General features: G+C 49.8%; 7 protein-coding genes. 3 read left to right on the top strand and 4 right to left on the bottom strand.

Going from position 1 to position 22496, the window contains the following annotated elements; genetic code table 11:
- Positions 1–8: 8 nt before the first annotated feature.
- Entirely contained in the window at positions 9–671 is a 663-nt protein-coding gene (locus NDK19_RS03530; RefSeq protein WP_250630455.1) for a hypothetical protein, read from the top strand.
- Positions 672–696: 25 nt separating this feature from the next.
- The gene (locus tag NDK19_RS03525) at positions 697–1104 is read left to right on the top strand and encodes a hypothetical protein (RefSeq protein ID WP_250630454.1); all 408 of its coding nucleotides are present in this window, start codon (positions 697–699) and stop codon (positions 1102–1104) included.
- A 190-nt stretch (positions 1105–1294) separates the two neighbouring features.
- Here NDK19_RS03525 and NDK19_RS03520 read toward each other — a convergent pair whose 3' ends face one another.
- Together NDK19_RS03520 and NDK19_RS03515 are read right to left on the bottom strand one after the other, a co-directional pair.
- Complete coding sequence (locus NDK19_RS03520; protein WP_250630453.1) at positions 1295–1798, bottom strand: MarR family winged helix-turn-helix transcriptional regulator; 504 nt, start codon at positions 1796–1798, stop codon at positions 1295–1297.
- Positions 1795–2211, bottom strand: coding sequence for a DoxX family protein (locus NDK19_RS03515; RefSeq protein ID WP_250630452.1), 417 nt, complete (start codon positions 2209–2211; stop codon positions 1795–1797). Before NDK19_RS03515 ends, NDK19_RS03520 begins: the two co-directional genes overlap by 4 nt.
- Before the next feature lie 164 nt (positions 2212–2375).
- Between NDK19_RS03515 and NDK19_RS03510 the strand changes: the two genes are divergently transcribed.
- Complete coding sequence (locus tag NDK19_RS03510) at positions 2376–4715, top strand: GAF domain-containing protein (protein ID WP_250630451.1); 2340 nt, start codon at positions 2376–2378, stop codon at positions 4713–4715.
- On the opposite strand, the gene NDK19_RS03505 is transcribed toward NDK19_RS03510, so the two are convergent.
- Together NDK19_RS03505 and NDK19_RS03500 are read right to left on the bottom strand one after the other, a co-directional pair.
- Entirely contained in the window at positions 4705–15987 is an 11283-nt protein-coding gene (locus NDK19_RS03505; protein WP_250630450.1) for a LamG-like jellyroll fold domain-containing protein, read from the bottom strand. The genes NDK19_RS03510 and NDK19_RS03505 overlap by 11 nt on opposite strands.
- Positions 15988–16066: 79 nt before the next feature.
- A complete protein-coding gene (locus tag NDK19_RS03500; RefSeq protein WP_250630449.1) occupies positions 16067–22462 on the bottom strand; it encodes a S8 family serine peptidase in 6396 nt (2131 codons plus the stop codon).
- Positions 22463–22496: the final 34 nt, after the last annotated feature.

Below are 22496 nucleotides of genomic sequence, written 5' to 3'. Positions count from 1 at the left end.
TTACTCATATGAAACAATCCATTCTCACCCTTGCCGTGGCTGCCTTACTACTGACGACAGCCTGCGGCAAAAAGCAAGCGGAAACTGCTGCTGAAACAATGGACACAGAAACAGTTGCCTCAACCGCTGATGCCGTAGTTCAGGAATCGGAAGCAACAAGCGAAACCTCTGACGAAGGCAAGCAATACACCGCTTTTGTGGCGGAAGTGCGTGCCAAAGCCAAAAAGGTCGCCGACCTGAAAACCCTGTTGAGCAATTACGGCGACTATCAGGGCATTGAAACACCTTACCGTGAAACGCCCGAAACCTTCATCCAACCCACTACCGAAGAGGGTGCAGTGAACGAGGCACACATACACGGCTACGCAGTTGTCAATGATTTTACTTTCGTATTGGGCAGTATCTTAGGCTTGCGCGGGCAGCAGTTTACACATTTGCTTGTTTTTGATAAAAACAACAAAGAAGTTGTCGGCGAGTTTATGGTAGGCGGCGGTACCTCAGACGGTATGAACACCTACACAACCGATGCCGCTGTTGCTTCGGACAACGTTATCACCATTACGGAAACAGTTTCCAAAGTAGATGATGACGGCAACGCAAAAGATGAAGCAACCAGCAAAAAGCGATACCGCTTTGACTTTTCGCAGAAAAAATTTGTTGAAGTAAAGTAGTTTGCAACCAAACTTTTATTCACGCATGAAAAAAATCACCCTTTGGGCAACAACTGTTGCCGTCATGTTTTTTGCCGCAGCCTGCGGCGGTGCTAAGCAAGGAGAAAGCACCGAAACCGCTACTGCCGCCACCGAAGCAGCACCTGCCAAATCTTACTTAGACATGCTGCAAGGCAGTTGGGAAACCGGCGACCCCAACGACAGCGAAACGTGGGCTTCTCTTATCATTACAGGTAACGAGGCTATGTCTAACGTGGGCGAAGAATACGGACCCGATAAAATCAGCATTGAAGGCGATATTATCACCTACACCAACGAAGTACTTGGCGGCGAACCCCGCAAAAACAAAATCATCAAACTCACAGAAACCGAGTTCGTAGAGCAAGCCTTAGACGGCAGCTATACCAACACTTGGCGCAGACAGCAGAAGTAAGTAATTGAGCGGTTTAAATTGCCTTTACCTACATCTATCGGCAGGGATACAGTCTTAGAAAATCTGTCATCGGACAAAGTCCCTGCCGGTATTTTAAATATTTGTTTTTCAATAATTTATACAAACGATTTTTCGTAAACCTCTTGCACTTTTGTATAATCCACACACCTGATTAACACGCATTTCGGCATTATTTCAACTGTTCGCCGAGTACGCGAATAAGTTTGTGCAGGGTCTTTTGCAAGTCAGTAATTTCTTCTGTGCTGATGGAATCGTTGCGGAACGAGTTGATAATTTTTTCGGGGATGTGTATGGCATCCGACTTCAATCGTTGCCCTTTTTCCGTAAGTGTAACCATTACCACGCGTTCATCATCGGCAGACCTGCTTCTCTGTACGATTTGTTTTTCTTCTAATCTCTTCAAAAGAGGAGTCAGTGTGTTTGATTCCAGTAGCAGTTGCTCACCAATTTCATGGACCGACCGGCTGCCGAACTGCCACAAAACCAGCAGCACGAGATATTGCGGGTAGGTGAGGTCTAACGCTTTCAGAAAAGGCGTGTAAATCTGGTTGGTGAGCCTTGCAGCGGCATACAAAGGAAAACATAACTGATTTTCCAAATAAAGCGAAGTGCCGTCGTGTTCCATGCCTGCTAATCGGTTTTCGGCAAAGGTAGCCTTTGGATGCCAAATCACCTTTTTGACATGTGCCGCTTGCTTATCAGATAATGCAGCGCCCCCGTACTCCACAAAGCCCACAGAATCAGGACGGGTTGGAAGAACAAGCGCACCAATCGCTTGGTATCCGTATCCAGCCCAAATGCACTGATGCCGTTGGTGTACTGCGAAATATTACCCGGGAAAATCAGTACGTAGAAAATAGCCAGCGCAATGCCCACCTGAACTTTGCGGCGCTCCCAGAAAATCATAGCCAGCCCAAGCGCAATTTCAACTACGCCGGAGGCAAGCACAACAAAATCCATAAAAGCAGGGTCATTGGGCAGCCAGCGAGGAACCTGCGCCAAAAACTCCTGCCGTTGGAAAGTAAGATGACCAACGCCGGGCAATACCATTAATATACCTAACAGTACCCGAAATACAGTTTGCATAAGAGTTGTTTTCATTTGTCTTTTGCGATTATATCGTAAGCGATACAAATATACAAAAGAAAACAAAAAGCGGAATGAAAGATGAATTTTTTGCTTGTCATTTGTTATATTGCTACAAAAGTTTATTGTATCGACACAAGACTAATAATTGTCAATTTTTTTTGATGGAAGCGTCTGAATTGCCCTTTTCTGATACTGTTATAGACTTATCTAATTGCGACCGTGAGCCTATCCATATACCCGGTAAAATTCAACCTTTCGGGTTTTTACTGGCGGTAGATGTGGATACGCTGACTGTTACACAGTGCAGCAATAATACGGAGGAATATATAGGTGTAACACCTGATGCGGCGTTAGGCAAACCGCTGTCGGATTTGCTGACAACTTACACCCTTTTGCAGATTACGACTGCTCTGCAAAAAGACCAACTCATATTTATCAATCCGATTGAGTTGGAGTTTCAAAACGGCAAGAGCTACCAGAGTGTGCTCCATATTTGGCAGCAGGGAGTGCTCATTATTGAGTGCGAAACAGTCCGAAAATTTTATTTACAATCTACCGATTATTACAGTGCCACCAACCATCTGATGCAGAGCCTGAAAGCCTGCCATCAGGTAAACGAGTTGTGTGATGTGCTTGCCCGCAATGTCCGCCAGATAACATCCTATGACCGGGTAATGGTTTACCAGTTTGATGAAGAATGGAACGGGAAAATCATAGCCGAATCGCGCAGGCCTGAGCTGTATTCTTTCTTTGGGCATCATTTTCCTGCAAGCGATATACCGGCACAAGCACGTAAACTTTACTTGACCAATGTGCTGCGAATGATTCCTGACGTAGATTATGTGCCGGTGGATATAGTGCCGCAAATAAATCCAAAGACAAAAGAGCCTTTGGATTTGTCCAAGTCATTTCTCAGGAGCGTATCTCCCATCCATGTGGAGTATTTGCAAAATATGGGCGTAAAGGCTACGCTGGTGATTTCCATTATCATCAATAACAAGCTGTGGGGGCTGCTGACTTGCCACCATTATCATGAAAAATTTATTGACAGCAAACTCCGTTTATTATTGGAGCATGTCGGTAGCATTGCGGCATATCAGATTGAAATGGTGGAAAATGTCAATGCACAACGCCACCATATTCAGGTGCAGTCCTACGAAAAGGAAATCATCAAGCACATTGCCCGCGAGCGCAGCGTTATTAACGGGCTTTTGCATGATCTTTCGTTGCTGCTGAAGCTCAACTCTGCTTCCGGCGTTGTTATTTGGTGGGAGAATAACTCTATGGGAACGGGCTTGCTGCCACCCAAAGAGGTTATTCGGGAAATCGTTCAATGGTTATTCACTTATCACGGCGAGAATATATTTTATACGGACAGCCTGCAAAAACATTTCCCCATTGCAGGCAGGCACGCGAGTGTTGCCAGTGGTATACTTGCCATTCGGCTTTCTCAATACGAAAAGCGCTACATCATATGGTTTAAACCCGAAACCATACAAACGATTACGTGGGGCGGCAATCCTGCGGAAAAAGTATTGCTATTGCCCGGCGAGGACGGTTTTCGCCTCAGCCCGCGCAAGTCCTTTGAGAAGTGGGAAGAAACGGTGCGCAATCGTGCGGTGCGGTGGGACAACTCCGAAATTCAACAGGCACATAATTTCCGCAATTTTCTGATTGAGCAAATTGCGAATCAGAGTGCGCAGTTGGAAGTCCAAAATGCGGAATTGAACTTGAAAGTTGAGGAGAAGGTTCAGGAAGTAAGACAAGCCAATGCACAACTGCAAGAACTCAATGAGGAGTTGGCACAGCAAAACGAGGAGTTGCGGAGTCAATCGGAAGAGATAGCCTCTTCGCAATATCGCCTGCAAAACAAACAGCAACAGTTAAAGGCCATTTTTGACAATACCGGACAGGTGATATTTTTTCTGGATACGCAGGCTAATCTGCTGTTTTTCAACAAGATGGCAGCCCGCAACGCACAGATACTGCACGGGCGGGAATTAATTGCAGGAGAGAACTTTAAGCAATATTTCCGTACCAAGGAAGAACTGGCCGGCTTTGAACAGATTTTTGAGCAAGTGTTGCAAGGCAAGTCTTTTGTAATGGAACGCGAGTTTTTCCATGAAGCATTTGCACCTTCCCGCTGGTTTCGTGTGGAGTACAACCCTGTTTACGAAGAAGAGCAGATAATAGGCGTTACCATTTTGCTGGCAGATATCACAGACCTTAAAAAGTATGTGAGCTACATAGAGAAGCAAAACGCGGTACTCAAAGAAATTGCCTACATACAGTCGCACGAAATCAGAAGGCCTGTAGCCAATATCATGGGCTTGCTCAGTATTTTTAATTATGACGACCTGAATGATCCCTTCAACAAAGAGGTTATGGACAAATTACACATAAGCATCACCCAACTGGATGAAATGATTCATCAGATAGTAGATAAAACCTGCCTGATTGAAGAGTTTGAGCGAGAAAATACGCCACCGCCTACTCCTTAATCCATTTCAGCCATATGTCGCCTTGCTGGGTGCGGCAACGCAGCAAGTAAGCACCGGGTACCAACCCGCCGATATCTAACAGCCACTCATGCGGCAGTTGCTTCTCTGCCCGAACGGACAGCTGCTGCCCCAGTGCATTAAATACCTTACAGTCTTCTATTTTCAGCAATGAACTTTGAATCTGTAATTGGTCGCGGGCAGGGTTGGGGTACAAGCGCAAAGGAACCACTGTCGGCCACTCTTCTATGCCGACGATGGTATTATCCACAGCAACTACCGCAGAAGTAAAGCGACAACCGTTGGAAGTAATCAGGCTGACGCTGTAATTGCCTGCCTGCTCGGCGGTAAACTCACGTGAGATAGTGGAGGCTATCAACTGACCATTGCGGAACCACTCATAGCGCTGTACGGCGGGATTGCCTGCCACTTGTACAAACAGCCTGCCGCCTTGTGCCACTGTCAGTGCCGTACTGATATTTTCCGATATCTGAATCTCAATTTCGTTACTGCTGACAGCAAAACAGTTAGCGCCTTCGGTGCGTACCATTGCGCGATATCTGCCTGCTGTTTGCGGGGTAAAGTTGCGCCCTTGCACGCCTGCCAGCAGACTGCCATTGCGTAACCAGCGGATTTCAGCGGCATTTTCCATGCCCGTTACTTGCAAAACAGTGGTAAAAGGTTCATTACCGCAGAGTTCGGTAGCCCCTTGTGCACGTATGGTAAAAGTTGCTGCCGTAGCACAAGTTATTTGCACTTGCACAGGAAGGCTTACCAAGGTCAAATCGGGGGCGTTGGGGTTGGTAACTTGTACCCGATAGCTGCCCGTATCATCGGCTTGCGAACGCGCGATGGTATAATCTGCAATGTTTAAGTCATTGTCCACCGGATTATTGTCTTTGAACCATCGGTAGCGGTTGGCCGTGCCTCCTGTGCGGATGGTCAGGGTAAATGCCTGTCCGTTTTGTACGGTCAGTTCACCTGCTGTTCCGATGGGTGCTTGTGGCGCATAGAGCACTTCTGCCGCACTCCGACGGTCGCGGAAACGAAGCATCAGCGGCTCAATGAGGCCAAAGTCCATGCGGTTGCCATAGATGGTAAGCAGTTGCAGGCGCGGTCGGTCGGCAGTGTTGAGCGGTACAACCGACAGGCGGTTATTGTGCAGCAGCAGTTGCTCCAATCCATCAGGCAGGCTTTCAAAAACAGCAGGAAGCGACTCTATGTTGTTGTCTGCCAGACCCAATATTTTCAGGCTGCCAAAAGTACCTGAGACGGATGAGGGAACGGTACGCAGGCGGTTGCCGCTCATGCGCAGAATTTGCAGGTTGCGCAACTGCCCGATTTCATCGGGGATTTGTGCCAGCAGGTTGCCGTCCAGCAGCAGGTTGGTGAGCTTGCTCAACTGCCCAATTTCACGCGGCAGGCTTGTAAAGCGATTGCCCGACAGCCAAAGGGTGCGCAATTCTGCAAAAGCACCGATATAAGCAGGAATATCTCCTTCTAAAAGATTGAAACTCAGGTCTAAATAGGTGAGTTTGCGGTGGTTGGTCAGCGATTCGGGAATGCGCCCCGTGATTTTGTTATTAGACAGGTTGAGGTACTCCAAATCGTCCAGAATGCCCAGCCCGCGCAGTTCAATGAAAATATCGGGAATTTCACCTGTGAGGTTGTTGTTGGACAGGTTAATACCCGTTACGCGTCCGTTGGTGGTCTGAATACCCGGCCAAGTAGCCACAGGATTGCGGAAGTCAAAACGCTGAATCCAGTTATCGCCGCCGAGTGTGCGGTAAAGCTCTACCAGCACTAACGAATCGGTTTGTGAGCGCATGTATTGCAGCACATTCAGCGTAATGCGGCGGCGTTGGATAACCAATCCGGGCGCTTCGGGGTTGCGCACTTCACAATGGTAAACGCCCGTATCCCGTATGTTCAGGTTGCGCAAGGTGAGTTCCGAGGCCGTACTGCCTGTCAACGGGCGGCCGTCTTTGAACCATTGGTAAGTATTACGCGTGCCTCTTGCGGTAGTGCGCAGCGTTACGGTTTTGGTTTCAAACTCTGTGATGGTAAGTTCTTCATTAACAGGTGCTTGCGGTGAAAAAACAAGTGCCATTCCACGATTTGTCAAGGCAGGAAGCACGTTCTCAAAAGCATCAAACTCCAAACGGTTATTAGCCACATGGAGTGTGTTCAGTCGGGGTAACTGCAAAACAGGATTGATAATGCCTGCCAGCCCTTTACCGTTCAGGCCTAAGGAAACAACCCGCCCTTTGCGAACACTTACACCGTGCCATGTGCGCACAGGGGTTCGTAGATTCCACACGGGTTGCCAGTTTGCACCGTTGGCGCTGTTGTAAAGTGCCACCAATGTGAGCGAATCGGTTACTTCGTGATACACCCGAATACTGATTTTCTGTTCCAGCTCAACCTCACAACCCGAGTCAATTTTTTTGGCAAGGATGTGATAGACAGAGTTGCGGAGGAGTGGTTCGGTATTGAAAGTAAGGGTAGCTCCGGCCGTGCCGCTTTGCGGTTGTCCTATCTGTACGGTGTCGCGCATCAGGCGATAGCTGACTCCTGCCTGAATGTCTTGTACGCGAATAGCGATGATTTCGTCGGGGTCGGCTTCCGTTTCACCTGTTACGGCTAAATTCACCGCAGGGCGGATGGCATCGGGCATTACTTGGCTCAGCGGCAACGCCTCTGATGCGCAACTGCTGATGGCATAAGTTACCTTAACGGCAGGCAGCGGTGTTTTTTCAGCGATTCCTTCTACTGAAATAGTGCTGTCGCTTCGGAGGCGCAGGTTGCTGAATTCGTTGATACCGTCGTTGTTCAAATCTACGTGATAAAACCCATTGACAACACCGTTGCGAATGCGCAGCAATAGTTTGCCATCGGAGGTGGCGCATGAGATAGGGCGGGTAATTTCCGCAGCCAGAATGACAGGCTTTTTGCTGCTGATGGTCAGATTGAAAGGGAAGGGGGCGGAAACACAGCTTGAACCCGCAACCCGTACCCTTGGGTTATTAATAACGGTTCCTGCTGCCAAGTTATCCGCCAACAATACAGAGGTGTTCAACGGCAAAACATTGGTGCGCTCCCAAATGCCGTCGCCGTTGAGGTCTATATCGTACAGCGCACCTGTGGTAACAGAGGCTTCTTGCAGGCGGATGGTAACTCTTCCCAAAGTTGGCGAGCAAAGGAAAGCGCTTTCGTCCTGCACCGCGCTAATGACAGGCGTTATACAGGCATTGGAAAATACGGTAAAGTTTTGCGATGTGCCGCTGAATGTTACAGGGCTTGCCGTGGTATAGGGCGGCCTTGCAGGCAGCGTAGGCACTAACACCCACGGGCTGTTGGAACTGTAAATTTCAGAAGTACTATTAGCCGTTCCGCCAACACCGGCAAAGGTCAGATTGGTTGCAATGGCAGGCGAGTTGATGCTCCACATGCCTGCCGCGATATTGGCGGCCGTAACAGTCGGGCTGATGGTGTTGGTAAATGCAACTTCTGTATTGCCTGTTGCGGTAGTAGCCACGGTTACGGGACGCGCTGCCGTAGCATCTCCCACGGGGAACACCACATTCGCACCCGCACCCTGACGAATCAGCCTGCCGCTGCCGTTGGTTTGTATCCAACTGTTGGCAAATATGCCCGTGAGTTGGTCGGCTACAATCGGGTTGGCGAGCGTCAGGTTGTGGTTGTTGAGTTGCAGCCTGCCGTTGAGCAAACGCAGCTGCCCGTTAATGCTTGCTTCATCCTGCAAAGATTTAACTCCGCCGCCCGTAATTTCCACGAACATGTAGTCAAATGAGCCAAACACCTGCTGATTGGCACCGTTGTAGCGGACGGTAGCATCGCCCGAAGCATCGTAAAGGGCTACCGTGTTGATTGCGCCTTTCAACTCGAGCAAGTGTGCATTGCCCGTTCCCGGGAAGCTGCGTATTTCGGAGTTGGCGGCAGCACCCAGCAAGTTGCCGTTTACCACTACGGTTGCATTGCCCGTTCCTAAATCAAGTATTGCGCCATTGGCATTGTCCAATGTCAGATTGCCGTTAATGACGACAGTTGAGCCGTTGTTGAGCGTCCATTCAGTAGCGGTGGCGGCATTGTCCAATTCTATCGCATTGGCGCTAATAATGCCCGCATTGCTCAAACGGTTGCCTCTGATGGCCAATACATCGTAATTAACGGCAGCTACTGCGGCTGTTCCGTTGGCATAAATAAAACGGTTGGGAACAGTGGAGACATTCAGCGTACTGACGGAAGGTGTATTGGCCGATTGATAAAGCACGGTAGCCAAATTGCGGAAAGTGCCGGTGCCTGTAATATCGCCTCCCGTACCGATGCTGAACAGCGGATTCTGATTTTCAAATAAGCCTCCCGTAACGGTCAGCACACCATTGACTTCGCAGTTGGCATTGCCTGTAACCTGTACATCGCCCAAAGCCGTAAGGCTGTTGTTGAATCTGAGGGTGTTGCCGCTTGTGCCTTGTATCAGATGCGGTAAAAGGCCTGTAATGGGCAACGTAACCTCTGCATTGATATTGAGCTCCGCGCCGCTTGCATTATTGACAATGTGCCCCGATACGACAATCGGGCTGCCCGTAGGCACGGTTCGGATACCCGTGCCTGTTACTTTTAATGTAGGATAGTTGCGAATCGGAAGCGTGTAGCTGCCCGAACCTGCAAAAACGACGGTATTTCCCGCCACATCAAAAAAATCGCCTGTAAGCGACCCGATGACTGCGGCAGTGGCATTGTCATTGGCGATAAGTTGCCCCGCTCCGCCGTTGTCGGTAACTGCACTCAGCGTATGCGCACCTGTGCCCAAGTCCAATGTACCGCCCAAAGATACGGCAGGTATGGTCAGCGCGAAGTTGCTCATATTCAGTGCTGCATTGGGCTCAATAATGAGGCTGTTGATATTGACATTGACATCGGCCGTAACGGTGTGGCTGTTTACAATCGTGATATTGGAACCCGCAGGCGGAACATTCCCTCCTGCCCATGTGGCAGGGTCGTTCCAGTTGCCCGACTGTGCGGTGGTAAAATCAAAGGGTAGTGCTGCCGAGAAAGGAGAAGTGCTGCCTGTTGCATCTGTGGCTGTTGCCGTGTAGCGCGTTCCTGCCGTAAAAGTGCCGTTCAGCGTCCATGTTGTACCTACAACAGTTGCTTGCCCCAAAAACTGCCGCCCCTGATTGGTTGTGCCTGTTTGCGGGCTGTCGGAAAATACCTCTACAATATCACCTGCTACGCATGTACCCGATAACTGCGTAGGGGAGAAGGTAGTAAGTACGGGTGCTGCTTTGTCGTTGTTAGAACCTGCCTGTACCAAAATGCCGCCTGCAACGTTGGCGTAGATGTGATTGTTGCTGACGGTATTGTTCACGCTTACTCCTGTAATTTCTACACCCCATCCGATATTATTGGCAATAATGTTTCTTCCGGTGGGAGCGCCGTTGCCGATTAGGTTGTTTGTGGCAGCGGAATTAATAAAGATGCCGCTGTTGCCGTTGGGTAAAGGCGTTGTGCCATCGGCAGCTACGCCGATATAATTGCCCAAAATCTGGTTATTGGCTGACGGGGTAAACCCGTCTATGCGGATGCCGTAGTTGTCTGCACCGCTGATTATATTGCGGGCTGCGGGTGCAATTCCGCCTACTATATTGTTCGCGCTTGATTGTATCACAAGGCTCCCACTGGTTGCAGCAGGGAACGGCACATTGCCTGCTGCATTTACGCCGATGTGATTGCCTTGCACAATATGTCCTGCCGTGCCCGAAAGCCACAAGGCAGCCAAACCGTTAGATACGCTTTGAGCAATGGACAAGCCCCTGACCGTTACAGGTTGCGTACCGGCCAGTTGTAAGGTGTTGCCTGCGGTAGGCTGTTGCAACTGTATAACGATGGTTGCAGGCGTGCCTGTTGTGGCCGGTGCAGAGCCGAAAGCAGAGTAGCCGTCAATGATGCTGCCGTCAAGCACGTTGTCAGGCACACCAACGGAGGATTGAATCGTCCATACACCTGTGCTATAATTGGGGTCGGTATCGGGGATGCTGAAATCTATGTAGTTGCGTCCTGCAAGCGTATTGGCCTCTGTGATAACCTGACGGAAACTGCCTGCGCCCGCCGCATCGGTATTGATGACGCGCAGTGCCCAGAGGGGATTTTCAGGGGCTGCGGGCAGCGAAGCCGTGTTGCTGTTCGGGCTTGCATCGGCGGTAGTGCTGCCTGTGCCTTCCTCAAATCGCCAGAATGCCGCTGCCCCGTTCACCGCGGCGCTGCCCATGTTTACCTGAATTTGCGGGGTATTAAGTGCGGTGTCAAAAATGCGCACCTCATCAATTTGTCCGTTGAAACGCCAGCCCCAAGTAAAAACAGAGCCAATGCTGACAATGCGAGTGCCTGCGGTGCGAAATGAAAGACCGTTAGCAACTTCTACGCCATTCACGAACAGGCGCATGGTATTGGTTGCCGCTTCGTAGGTGCCCGCAACATGACTCCACTGATTGACAGGTACAACATTGGTCAAACCTGAAAATATCCAGTCGCGGTTGCCGTCTTCTCCAAAACTGAAAACCACCTGACCATCGGTTGCCACTTCTAATGCAAAGCCGTTATTGCCGCTTCCGTTTTCTCCCAAGGTTGAAACAATACCGCCGCCCCATGCAGCAGGTTTAATCCATGCCGACATGGTCATGTTGGAAAGAACGATGGGGGCGGCACTGATGTAATCATCTGCACCGTCAAAGTACAGCCCTCTGTTGCCTATGGGTTGTGTAGGTATTACGGGCGTTGATGCAATCACTGCCAATTCCTGCACTGTGCCTGTGGATGGCAAGAAAGCCTGATACACATTCGTTGAAGGGTAGGCGGTAGTAAGTGTATTCCACGCAGTTGTGTAGCGGCCAATCTCCGATAAGTTCCAGATGATGGAACCGCCCTGCGGATTTTCAATCAGTACGTCTGTATCGGTTGTCAGGTTATCAATGAACCACGAGCCGACGCTTCCGACAGGAAGGCCGGGGGTAGAGTTGCCAAAGCGTGCAGAAGAACCGGCAACAGCGGTTGCCAAGCGCACGGGCTGATAGGCTACATCGCTGCCAACGGGGAATAACAAGTTGCTTCCTGCTGCCCCCTGAACAAATCTACCTGAACCGTTGGTAGCAACCCATCCCGCACTGCTTGCCGAAAGGTTCGCGGGAGTGCCGTTATAGGTAAGGTCAAATGTACCTAATTGTAGTTTGCCATTGGTCAAGTTGAGTTTGTAGGCCACTTCGCTGGTGCCTTGCAGTGTTTTTGTGCCGCCGCCGTCAATGGTAAGTTCTACATAATTAGGTGAGGCAAAAACTTGTTGGTCATCGGTTCTGCCGTAAATAACATGGCTGCTGTTACCGGCACCTGTTACAACAAAATTATCTGCTTGATTGACCGTTCCCCGCAATTCCAGCGTATGGTTGTAGCCTGCCATGTTATGCGTAATGGTGCTTTGGCCAAGGGTATTGGTCAAAGCACCATTGATGCGCACCAGTACATCGGTTGAGGCTTCAAAATTCAGGTTGGCATTGTTGATAATATCAACAGAAGCTGCCTGTATGTTGCCGTCTATGTTTTTGCTGACGGGTGTGGAGTTATTTTCACCATCTAATGTGATGTTGGCATAGTTGCCCGAAGACGGCACAAAAATGCGCTGCTCATTGGCCGAACGATAAAAAATGCGGCTGGTAGGGTCAAGACTAACTGTGCCGTTGAACGTGTTGCTGAACGAAGGATTGTGTTGTTCCAGAAACAATCGGCTGTTCGTGCTCATTTGCAGAATGCCGACGCTGCCTTCAATATTGCTGACATTTACCGAATGGTTATTGTCAATATTGAAAATGCCGTTGGTCAGTCGCAGGAAAGAGGCAGGTGTGCCAAACCCGCTGACCGTAACAGATACATCACTTGCGGTAGCAACTGTTGCACCGCCTGATTTATCCACTTCAAATACCCATCTTGCATCACCGTTAAAAGTCAGCCCCGGGTTGAAACTCAACAGGCTGTTGGTGTTTCCCGTAAATAGCAGGCGACTTGTACCGATATTGCTTAATACGCCCGTGCCGCCGCCTGTTATTGAGCAATCTCCTGTGATTTCCAGCGTCCCCACATCTGCCGGATTCACCCCACCATACGGGTAAAAGTTGGCATCGTTGATTGGAGCAGTCATTTCAAAGTTTTTGACTTTCATTGTGTAGCTGCCTGTACTTGCTACTGAAAGTCCTAACGGGAACGAGGGGTTGCGCGTAGTAATAACGCTGAACGTACCCGCCACCTCAAAATCGGCATTAAAAGCCAGATAGGTACTCTGATTGCCACAGTTCCATATCAAATTGCCGAAGGTCTGTCCCGCCCAACCGCCGGGCATAACGTTTGTTACGCCCGTAACATTACAGAAAGAGTTTAATCCCCAATTGGCAAGCGGAATATTTCCACCGTTTGTGTCATGCTGATAGTTGGCGGTAGAAATGTTTGAAAATTCCAAACCTGCCACAGAGCCATTGACGGTGCCGCCGCTGTTGCGCAGTGTGTAGTTGATAATCAGTTTAACCTCTGTGTCGTTGGCGTTCAATGTAGCGCCACCTGTTACCGTAGCAAGCGAACCGTTGATTTCCAGTGTATTACCGGCAGTGGCTGCATCAAAACTTAATGAAGCGCCTCCACTCAGGAAAAAGTTTCCATTGATGAAGTAATTACCAACCCCGGCAGGAAATTGCATGGTTTTATTGCCCGATAAGATAACTACCGAAGGGTAAGGCTTCGGTGTTAGTTCTGTTCCCAACCTTGCAGGAATGGCACCATCACCGCCACCGAAAATAACGGTCACAAGCGGGTTAGTATTATCCAAATTGTTGAGTGCTACTACGTTGTTGCTCACAGGCACATAGTCAAATCGCAAATTGGCCACAGATGTTATGGCACCCGATGTTCTGATTTCGGCAATTTGATTGGTCGGTTCAACCTGTAAGAATAACTCGGCATTGTCTTGCAGTTCAATGGTGTTATTAACACCAATATCTCCCGCGTTAGATACGGTTGCTAAATGGCGGAGGATGACGGTTACATTGTTTTGTCCCGCAGGATTGCATCCGCAATCGGTTACGCCATCGTCCAACGACCAGTTGCCATTCACATTCCAAACCACACTGCCCATAGTAGTGTAAGGTGCGGGCAATGCAAAAGCTGTTGAAAATGACGAAGTGTTGTTAGCTGCATCCGTAGCGGTTGCGGTAATGCGGCTGCCCGCAGGAAATGAACCTGTGTAAGTCCAGTTGCCGCCTGCATCTGCCGTTACGGTTGCCACATAAACGCGCCCCTGATTGGCAAAACCGCAAACGGTTGCGTTATCTCTGAATATTTCAATAATATCGTTGGCAGCTGCCGTTCCCGAAACGGTTGTTGTACTGGCAGAAGTTATGACAGGTGCTGTTTTGTTGATATTTGAACCGGCTCCTTCTAATCGTATGGCTGCTCCTGTGTTGCAATAGAATGAGTTTCGCGTAATGCGGTTGTTGTTATTCGCTCCTGTGTTGGTGATGTTGATGCCAAAGCCGTTGAATGCAATGATGTTTTCTTGGCCTGCCACCGCCGAGCCGATGGTGTTTCCCGTTGAACTGAAAGTAATTTCTATACCGGTGCCGTTGCCAAAGTTGGCTGTGCCGCCAAGGTCTGTACCAATCCGATTGCCCGTAACGGTATGATTATCGCCGCCGAGCAATTGGATGCCCTGCCCGTTGTGCCCGCCAATGATATTGGTTTCTGTCGGTGCCGTACCGCCTATGGTTGCATTGAGTGTAGTACCTCCGAGAAAAATCCCGATATTTTGTGTAAAAGCAGCACTTGTGCCTGCTGCATTTGTGCCAATTTTATTACCCCTGATAATCAGGTTGTTGCCCGATACGGCGCGAATGTTATTGTTGGTATTGGCAGAAATTACGTTATTGAGTATCTGTAAACCCGATACTGTTAAGGAAGGCGATATCAAAATGCCGTTGGTATTGGCTTGTGCACTGCTGCCCGTGTTATCAAGTCCGATGTAATTATGTGCGATGGTGCCCCCCGTAATGCTGCCGAAAATGTTGATACCCGATAAATTATCTCGGAGTACGTTTCTTTTATCCACCGCCCCAATGATACAGTTATCGGCCGATGCTCCTATTCTGATGCCTGCCGCGTCTGCCCCGGCCGTAAAGCCGTAAATCTCCATTCCGTAAATTTCGCTTGATGCGCTACCTGCCGCGAGAGTAAAGCCCAAAGCATCAGCTACGGAAATTCCCGCACCGTTTAATTCTACCAATGAAGTCTCCGACCAGCCTAACTGCGATGTGCCATCCACAATAACCCGCGAGTTGATAGATGGCAGATTGCTTGTCAAGTTAATCACCCACGGTGCAGGGCTTGGAATGCTGAAATCCAGAAAGTTGATATCTGTATCAAAATTGGCGTCCAATACTGCCTGTCGAAGGCTGCCTGTGCCGCTGTCGTTGGTATTGATGGTGCGAATAGCCCTGATAGCATCGCTTGTTTCCGGTGCGGCACTTGTGCCTAACCATCCGTTGTTGGCTAATATGCTTTGGTCTGTAACGGTTTGTCCCGCCGTTTCGTCAAAGTTGTAAACTGCTACTGTATTAATATCCGGTGCCGGATTCACAGGCGGAGTAAACCCGATGATATAGCGAACAAAGCTTGAAATCCGCACCCCGTCCATCTGTCCGAGAAAAAAATCACTCCCTGAACCAATATTGTCCGCTCCTATGCGCATAGGGTCGGTTGCTATGCCGGGAAGCCCCGTTCCGTCAAGTTGCTCTACCGGTGCGCCATTTACAAAAAACCTTACACCGTTAATGATGTTGCTGAAAGACACAGCCACATGATACCAGCGATTAACATCGGTGATGTAGTTATTGAGAGTAATGTGTACAGCCGTCCCCGGCAGCGACAGGCGAAGTTTTCCGCCATCGGTAATACCGAACTGATAACCGCCCAAAGAGGTGGCGCGTTTGCTCACGATGGTTTGTGCGGAAGAGCCCGTCGGTATTTCACTCAACTTTACCCATGCTTCAATGGTAAAATTGTTGGTTAGGTTCAGGCTGGCATCGTTCGGCACTTGCACAAAAGTGCTGCCGTTGAAATATATGCCGCGGGTGCCGTCCGGTTGCGGCTGCGCAAAAAGTTCAGAGGTTGCAACCGTAAAGAAAGCAAGTAGTAATAGTAGGTAGCGTAGATTTGCTGTCATATCAAGTGCAATAATATCATAAGCGCGCCCCAAAAAACGATTCGGCACGCTGTAAAAACAAAAGGCAAAGCAGGTACAGCTATTTTATAACCACAAAGCTATGTACATATCGCTGACCTGCATAAAGGGTTTGCATATGATACACACCTGCACTAAGACTTTGTATATCAATGCGCTGTATGCCTGTCGCATCCTGTAATTGCCATTCCTGCAAAACTCTGCCCAAATTGTCTGTTATCCTGACTTGTGCGCCGGGCATACTTTGCCATTGCAGAAAAATATATGCCAATGCGGGGTTGGGAAATAATTTTAACATTTGGGGTACTGAAATGACATCGGGTAAATTGGCCACAACTTCCGAAGGGCGGTTCAGCCATTCGGTAAAAGGCCCCGCGTTGTTGTGGTAGCCCCATGCCCGCACCCGAAAGCGAATATTAGCTTGCATCAACTCGGCGGGTAATGCGAAGTTCTCCTCGGCAGTAAAAGTTTGAATCACAAGGTTTTCGCTGCCAATGATTTGCGCCTGCACTTCGTACTGCCGTATATTGCCCTGCAAAGGTTGTTGCCAACTCAGGCGATTAACAGCAAATCGCAAGTTTTGCGGTGCTGAAATAGGTGCTAAATGGACTTGCAGCGTTACCATGGCAGGTGTTGTGGCTGTAACCGCACCCACACCTGCGGTAAACAGGAAGCCGTCTGTGCCGATGAACTCTCTAAACGGCTGATAGCTGAGTTGCGCCGCTTCGCGCATGGTGTAAGTATTGCCTGCTGTTACAGGTGTGCTGCCTATTCGGAGCGTACCATAGGCAGGGAGCGAAAGGATGCGGATAAACTCAGGTTGTTCATTGCGGTAGTTGTAGTTGCTTGCAAAGTCAGCACTGCTGAATGAATATGCTTGATTTTCAGTTACTTCTCTGCTGAACGAACTTACCTGTGGTAGCATAACAGGCTGAATGTTCAAATGAATGACGGCTGCATTTGACACATCCACGCCGTCGGATGCCTGCCAGCCGATGCGGTCGGGTTGCGGTTGCGCCGTATTGCGGGGTATATAGCGCAGTTCATTCAGTTGTGTTATTGCAAGCGTTACGGGTTCGCTTAGGGGTAAACCCTGCCACAGCAACTGCCCGAACTGTGGCAATGCCGTGATGCGCACCGTTTCCATAGGGTCATTGTCTGCATCGGCATAGGCAGCCTCAAACGAACGCGCCGCAAACCGAATGTCCCCTGTCCCTTCCAGATTGAAATCCTGTATTGAAGGAGGGGTATTCCGAACAATTATATTCAATTCGGCAAAGTTGTCTGCCCATGTCGTACCGTCGGAAACATTCCAGAAAAGGCGCAGTGTACCCGTAGCCCGTTCAGGTCGGAAGGCGATGACAGTTGAGCGGTCTAAAGGCAAGGACATGCCTGCAACTATCGGGCGGTTATTATACTGCCATTGGCGCGGCTGCACATCGCCCGTCAGTTGAACAGCAGCAGGCAAATCGCCGTCGGGGTCTGTAAATGCAGCCAGCCAGTCGGCATAGCTCAGGCTTAGTGTCTGCCGCCAATGTATGCGTTTTGTGAATGTACTTGCTTGCGGCGGTGTATTCCATACTTGCACGCGCACGTGTGCCATATTGCTGAAATCGGTGCCGTCGGAAGCCTGCCATTCAAAACCGTCGTCGCCCGTGAAACCTTGTGAGGGTTCATAAATCAAACGCCCTGTCAAATCTCTGCTTAATACAACAGGCGCATCGGTTATCGGGCGCTCGCCAATGCGCAGGCGGCCGTTTCGTGGCAACTGCGTGATGCGCACTTGTGCAAGCGGCTCATTTTCAATATCTCGATAAAGCGAATCAAAAAAGGCGGCGGTAAACGCAAAATCCCGTCCCGATTTAACGCGTATAACCGAAGAAGCGATAACGGGGGCATCGTTTACAGGCTGTACGTGTATGTTAAATTTCTTGACGGTACCGTTTCTTCCATTGCTGACAACAATCGTAACCTGTGTGCTGCCAAAGCGATTGGCGGCAGGAGTAATTATCAGGCGGCGGGTAGTATTGCTGCCTGTCCATCGGAATGAACTGACGGGTAAAAGTGTATAGTCGTCGGCAAAAACCTGAATAGTAAGCAGCTCGTCGGAAAGGTCGCCGTAGTTGATGCGCACCGGAACAGAAACGGGGGTGTCCTCCTGTGTCGTAACATCGGCAATGGCATCAATAGTCGGAACAGGCAATATGAGTTCAGGGCGTTTGCTTATCCGCAGGTTTACAAGCGCCGGCACATCGGCAAAGTCGGTACCGTCGGAGGCTACCCATTGAAAACTGTCTGTTCCCCAAAAGTGAAGATTGGGCTTATATGCCAATAGCGGTAATTGTGCGGCAGGAATGATGGTGCCCGTAATAATTGGCGTACCATTGAACAGTAACTGCCCGTTGGCAGGCAGGGTTACGATTTTTACGCTTGCCATGGGCGAACCCTCCACATCGCTGTATCGGGTGGTAAACATTGTCGTGTTAAAATATCTCAGACTGTTTTCAAACAAGTCAAGACTGAACGTGCTGACAATGGGCGGGTCATTTACGGGAGTAACTGTAACCTGAAAAGTCCTTGCGGCGGTGTTAATGCCGTCAGTAGCAGTAACAGTGATTTGCGCAACTCCGTTTTGGTTGGGTAAGGGGGTGATTTGTAACTGTCGGCTTGCGCCTGTGCCCACCCAAACCAAATTGGTATCAGGAATTAACGAGGGATTATCACCGGTTTGGGTAATGGTCAGCAGGGTTTCCGAAAGGGTGCCGTAGGTAATGGCAACAGGTACGCTGACTGCTACATCTTCGGGCGTGGTAACATCGGCAATGGATGCAATTGCCGGAACGTCGGCATTGTTGCAAACATCCACGTCTTGTTCAATCACACAGCCGTTGCGTTCGTAGCGGAAACGGTAAGTGCCCGCCGCCGTAAACAGGCGCACTGTAGAGGTGCTGCTGTTGTCTAACCATGTAAAATTATTGACCACAGGCGTAAAAGCCCATGCCTGATTGATGATATCGCCGGCAATGCTTTGGTTGTTCATGTTTGGCAGCGCAAAGCCTATCGTACCCTCGCGGTTTTCAATACCTGCAATAATGCTTGCCAAAGGTGAGGCATCAAGCCTTGCAATGTGCAGTTCTATGCGGTTAAAACTTTCGTACAGCATAATTTGACCGCTGAGGCGCTTGCTGTTATCGTTCTTCTGCGCCATATCCAGAAACTCTACCACAAACTTGCGCTGCGGTGCTGTGCCAAAGGTTTGGTAGCGAATCTTACTGCCAGCCACAAAGCTCATGTTGTTCCAAGCCAAGGCAATAAAATCATTGACCAACAGCGTATTGGGAATAGCACGTTGCAAGAAGTTGATGTAGTCAAAATCTATGCTGCGGAAGGTGATAAAGCCCTCTGCGCTGATGTAAACGTTTTCAAAAGAGTTGTTGTAAAATCTGAAAGGAAAGCCGATGGGTACTGCACCGGAAACACCGTCATCACTTATTGTAATTTCAGTAGCGCCGCTCATGTCCTCTGTACCAAACGCAATAGCTCCCAGTTGATAGCCGTCGTCGGGAATGTTGTCAATTCTGACCAATGTCGGCACGGTGCAGGAACTAAGCCCGGGCATTGCGCTGACAATCGGTAGGGGTGCAGGCGGAATTTGCACCGTTGTTGTACGGCTGTTGTTGGTAAAAATCAAGTCGGCTGCCCACGAATTTTGTGCCTCTATGCTTACCTCTCCGGTTGCCAAAGGGGTGAATGTTTGTGTAAATGTGTAGGCAACCATCTGATTAACAGCCAATTCTGCCGATAATGTAAAGTCTTCGCTAACCCATGTGCCGTTGTTGATGCGGTAAGATACAGGTATGACGGTACCGACAGGGATAGGATTTGTCCCTTTGTTGCGGAGGGTAATCAGTACTTGCAGCGGCTGCATAGGTGCGAGGCAACCTCCTGTGGGTATTTGGTGTGTTACCTGTGCAAGTTCTATGTCTTGACTTGCGCCTGCGCCCGTGGGTGTACCAAAACCCGCATAGGCAAATATGCCCGATGCGTTGAGGGTGTTATTGCGCGTTCTTACCGACAGCCAGTGCCGAACTCCGTTTTCAAGTCCCGTAACCGTGTAGGTGGTGGTAGTAGGCGGAACGGTTGCAATGACTTCCCATGCGCCTTTTTGCAGATTGAGCCATAAAATCTCGTAGGCATCGGCTCCCAATGCGGCAGACCATGAAAAGGTCAGGCTATTATTACCTGCCGTATAAGGGGTAATATTGGGATTGGGGGTAATATTCGGTACTCCCAAAAACAGCAAGGGGGGCGAGGTTTCCGAAAGCAAGGCGCCGCTTTCACCCGTTGCCGAAATGCGGATGCGTGCATTGTCGGTAACAATGGCAGGCGGCGTCCAGTTGAATCTTCCTTGTGAGGCAGGAACACTGCCGAGCGTTGTCCATGACGAACCGTCAAAAAACTCAACGGTTACATTGCCCGGGACGCCTCGGCTGTCCCAATGAACGGTAGAAATATCGCGCTCGGTAGTGGTAGGGTTGCGCAGGGCAAGAAATTCGCCTTCCGACTGCCAAGTGAGGGCATAGCTCTGTTCGCTGCCCATGGCAATGGTTGCACCCGTTACGGTGATTTCCCACATACCGGGTTCGGGCAGGCTGACCACTACCTGCTCATTGTTATTGCGGTTATCAACGCCTTGCACGGCTACATTTGCCGGCGCAGCAGGATTGAGCACCAATGGCAGCACAACCGTTCCCGAGGGCGACTTGGCTTGCAGGTTCAGGTTATTGACAAGTGAGGGCGATGCACCGGGGAGCGCAGCGGGGTCGTTCCATGAAAGCATCACTTTCAACTCCCGACTGCCCGAAGGTACGTTGATATAGTGGGTGTTTGTTTGACTTTGAGCTACCGAATTTGTCAGGAAGCGATTTTCCGTAATAGCTGCCGCAGCATTTACGGCATTTACTTTTCCATAGCCGAAAACATAATCGGGGCCGGGGTTTCCTAAGTCATTGGCACCATTGAGCAGTACGGCACGGATAAGCGCGGCGGCAGGTGTTTGCCCTCCGTTGAGCTCGCGGTAGCGCTGATAGAGTAGGGCAGCTATCCCCGAAACGTGAGGGGCAGCCATTGAAGTACCACTCCACCCGCTGCTTGCATAAAAATGGTCGGGTGTGGTAGAGAATATATCCACTCCGGGTGCGGCAATATGCGGTTGCAGGCGACCGTCGTGGGTAGGGCCTCCTGCACTTTGCATGAAAGCTAACCACATGCGCTGGTCGGCTGCGTTCAGGCTGGCAACGCTGATGATGTTTTTGGCACCGTTTACTGTATTGTAATACCCGCCGCAGGCACCGCCGTTGTTGCCTGCCGCAAATACGTGCAGCAGTTCGGGAAAGGCATTAGCCACTAAATCCTGAGAGCGATTGGTAGTGCTGTAAAGAATGCCGCCTGAACTGCACGTATGCGAGGGGCCATAGGAATTTTGTGTAATAACAATGCCGTGCTGCTCAGCGGCTTTGAGCATCTTGAAAGGGATGTAACCTTCCGCCGTGCCTGTGGATACAATGTTGTAGTTAAACAATTTGGCTTCGGGGGCTATCCCTCGCCCATAGATAAAGCGCAAACCTGCACTTGCCAGCGTTCCCGATACGTGCGTGGCATGTTCGCGCCAACTAAAAGGCTCACCCATCAGCGGCTCTTCCTGCGAGGTGCGATTGACAAAATCTACATGAGGGCCAATCCATGCGCTGCCGTCCCAAACACCCACATTGACCCCTTTGCCTGTCAGTTGGGGCAAATGAAACTGCAAACTGCCTGCACGGGTGGTAGTTACGCCAAATTGATTGTTCAACTCATCAGGCATCACATAGTCAACCCAAAGAACCCATGGTTTTTCAAGCAGTTTTCGGGTGTTTTTCTTGGCAATATTGATTCTTGCCAATTGAAAATCAGGGTAATAATGCAGCAATTGTGCACCTGCGGGCAAGTTGTTTTCAATATCCTCGCGGGTGCTTTGCGGAACGGTCAGTACATCTATCCAAACCTCGGATTTACTTTGTTTAGCTTCCGCAGGTACAGCCTCCCAAAATTCGGGGGCGGCTTTTGACAATGCATCAAAATCAACGATTTCTGCTACAAACGGCAACGCCTGTACTTTGGCAAGTACCTCGGCAGGAAAGCGCATCAGATAGGAGCCGTTGCCCCGATAGCCGATTTTTTCGCCGCCATAGGTTTCCAGCAGATAGTGCTGCGCGGCGGTCAGCTCTTGCCGGAAGCGTACCAATAGGGTTATTTTGTTCTTATGGGCGTTTTTTCGGATGTATGCAATACCTTGTTTGCTTTGCCAGAAATCAGGCGGAAATGCCGTGCGCTCACGCGCTGCCTCATCCATATTTTGGGCAAACAGAGGCAGCAATACGGTTAATAGCAGTAGTAATAGGGTTAATTTTCGGGACATTTCTTGAAATGATTATTGCGACACATCAAGTGTA

Source organism: Rhodoflexus caldus, from assembly GCF_021206925.1.
Classification (GTDB): domain Bacteria; phylum Bacteroidota; class Bacteroidia; order Cytophagales; family Thermoflexibacteraceae; genus Rhodoflexus; species Rhodoflexus caldus.
The sequence above is the reverse complement of the archived record's forward strand: the minus strand, read 5'-3'. Positions and strand labels throughout refer to the sequence as shown.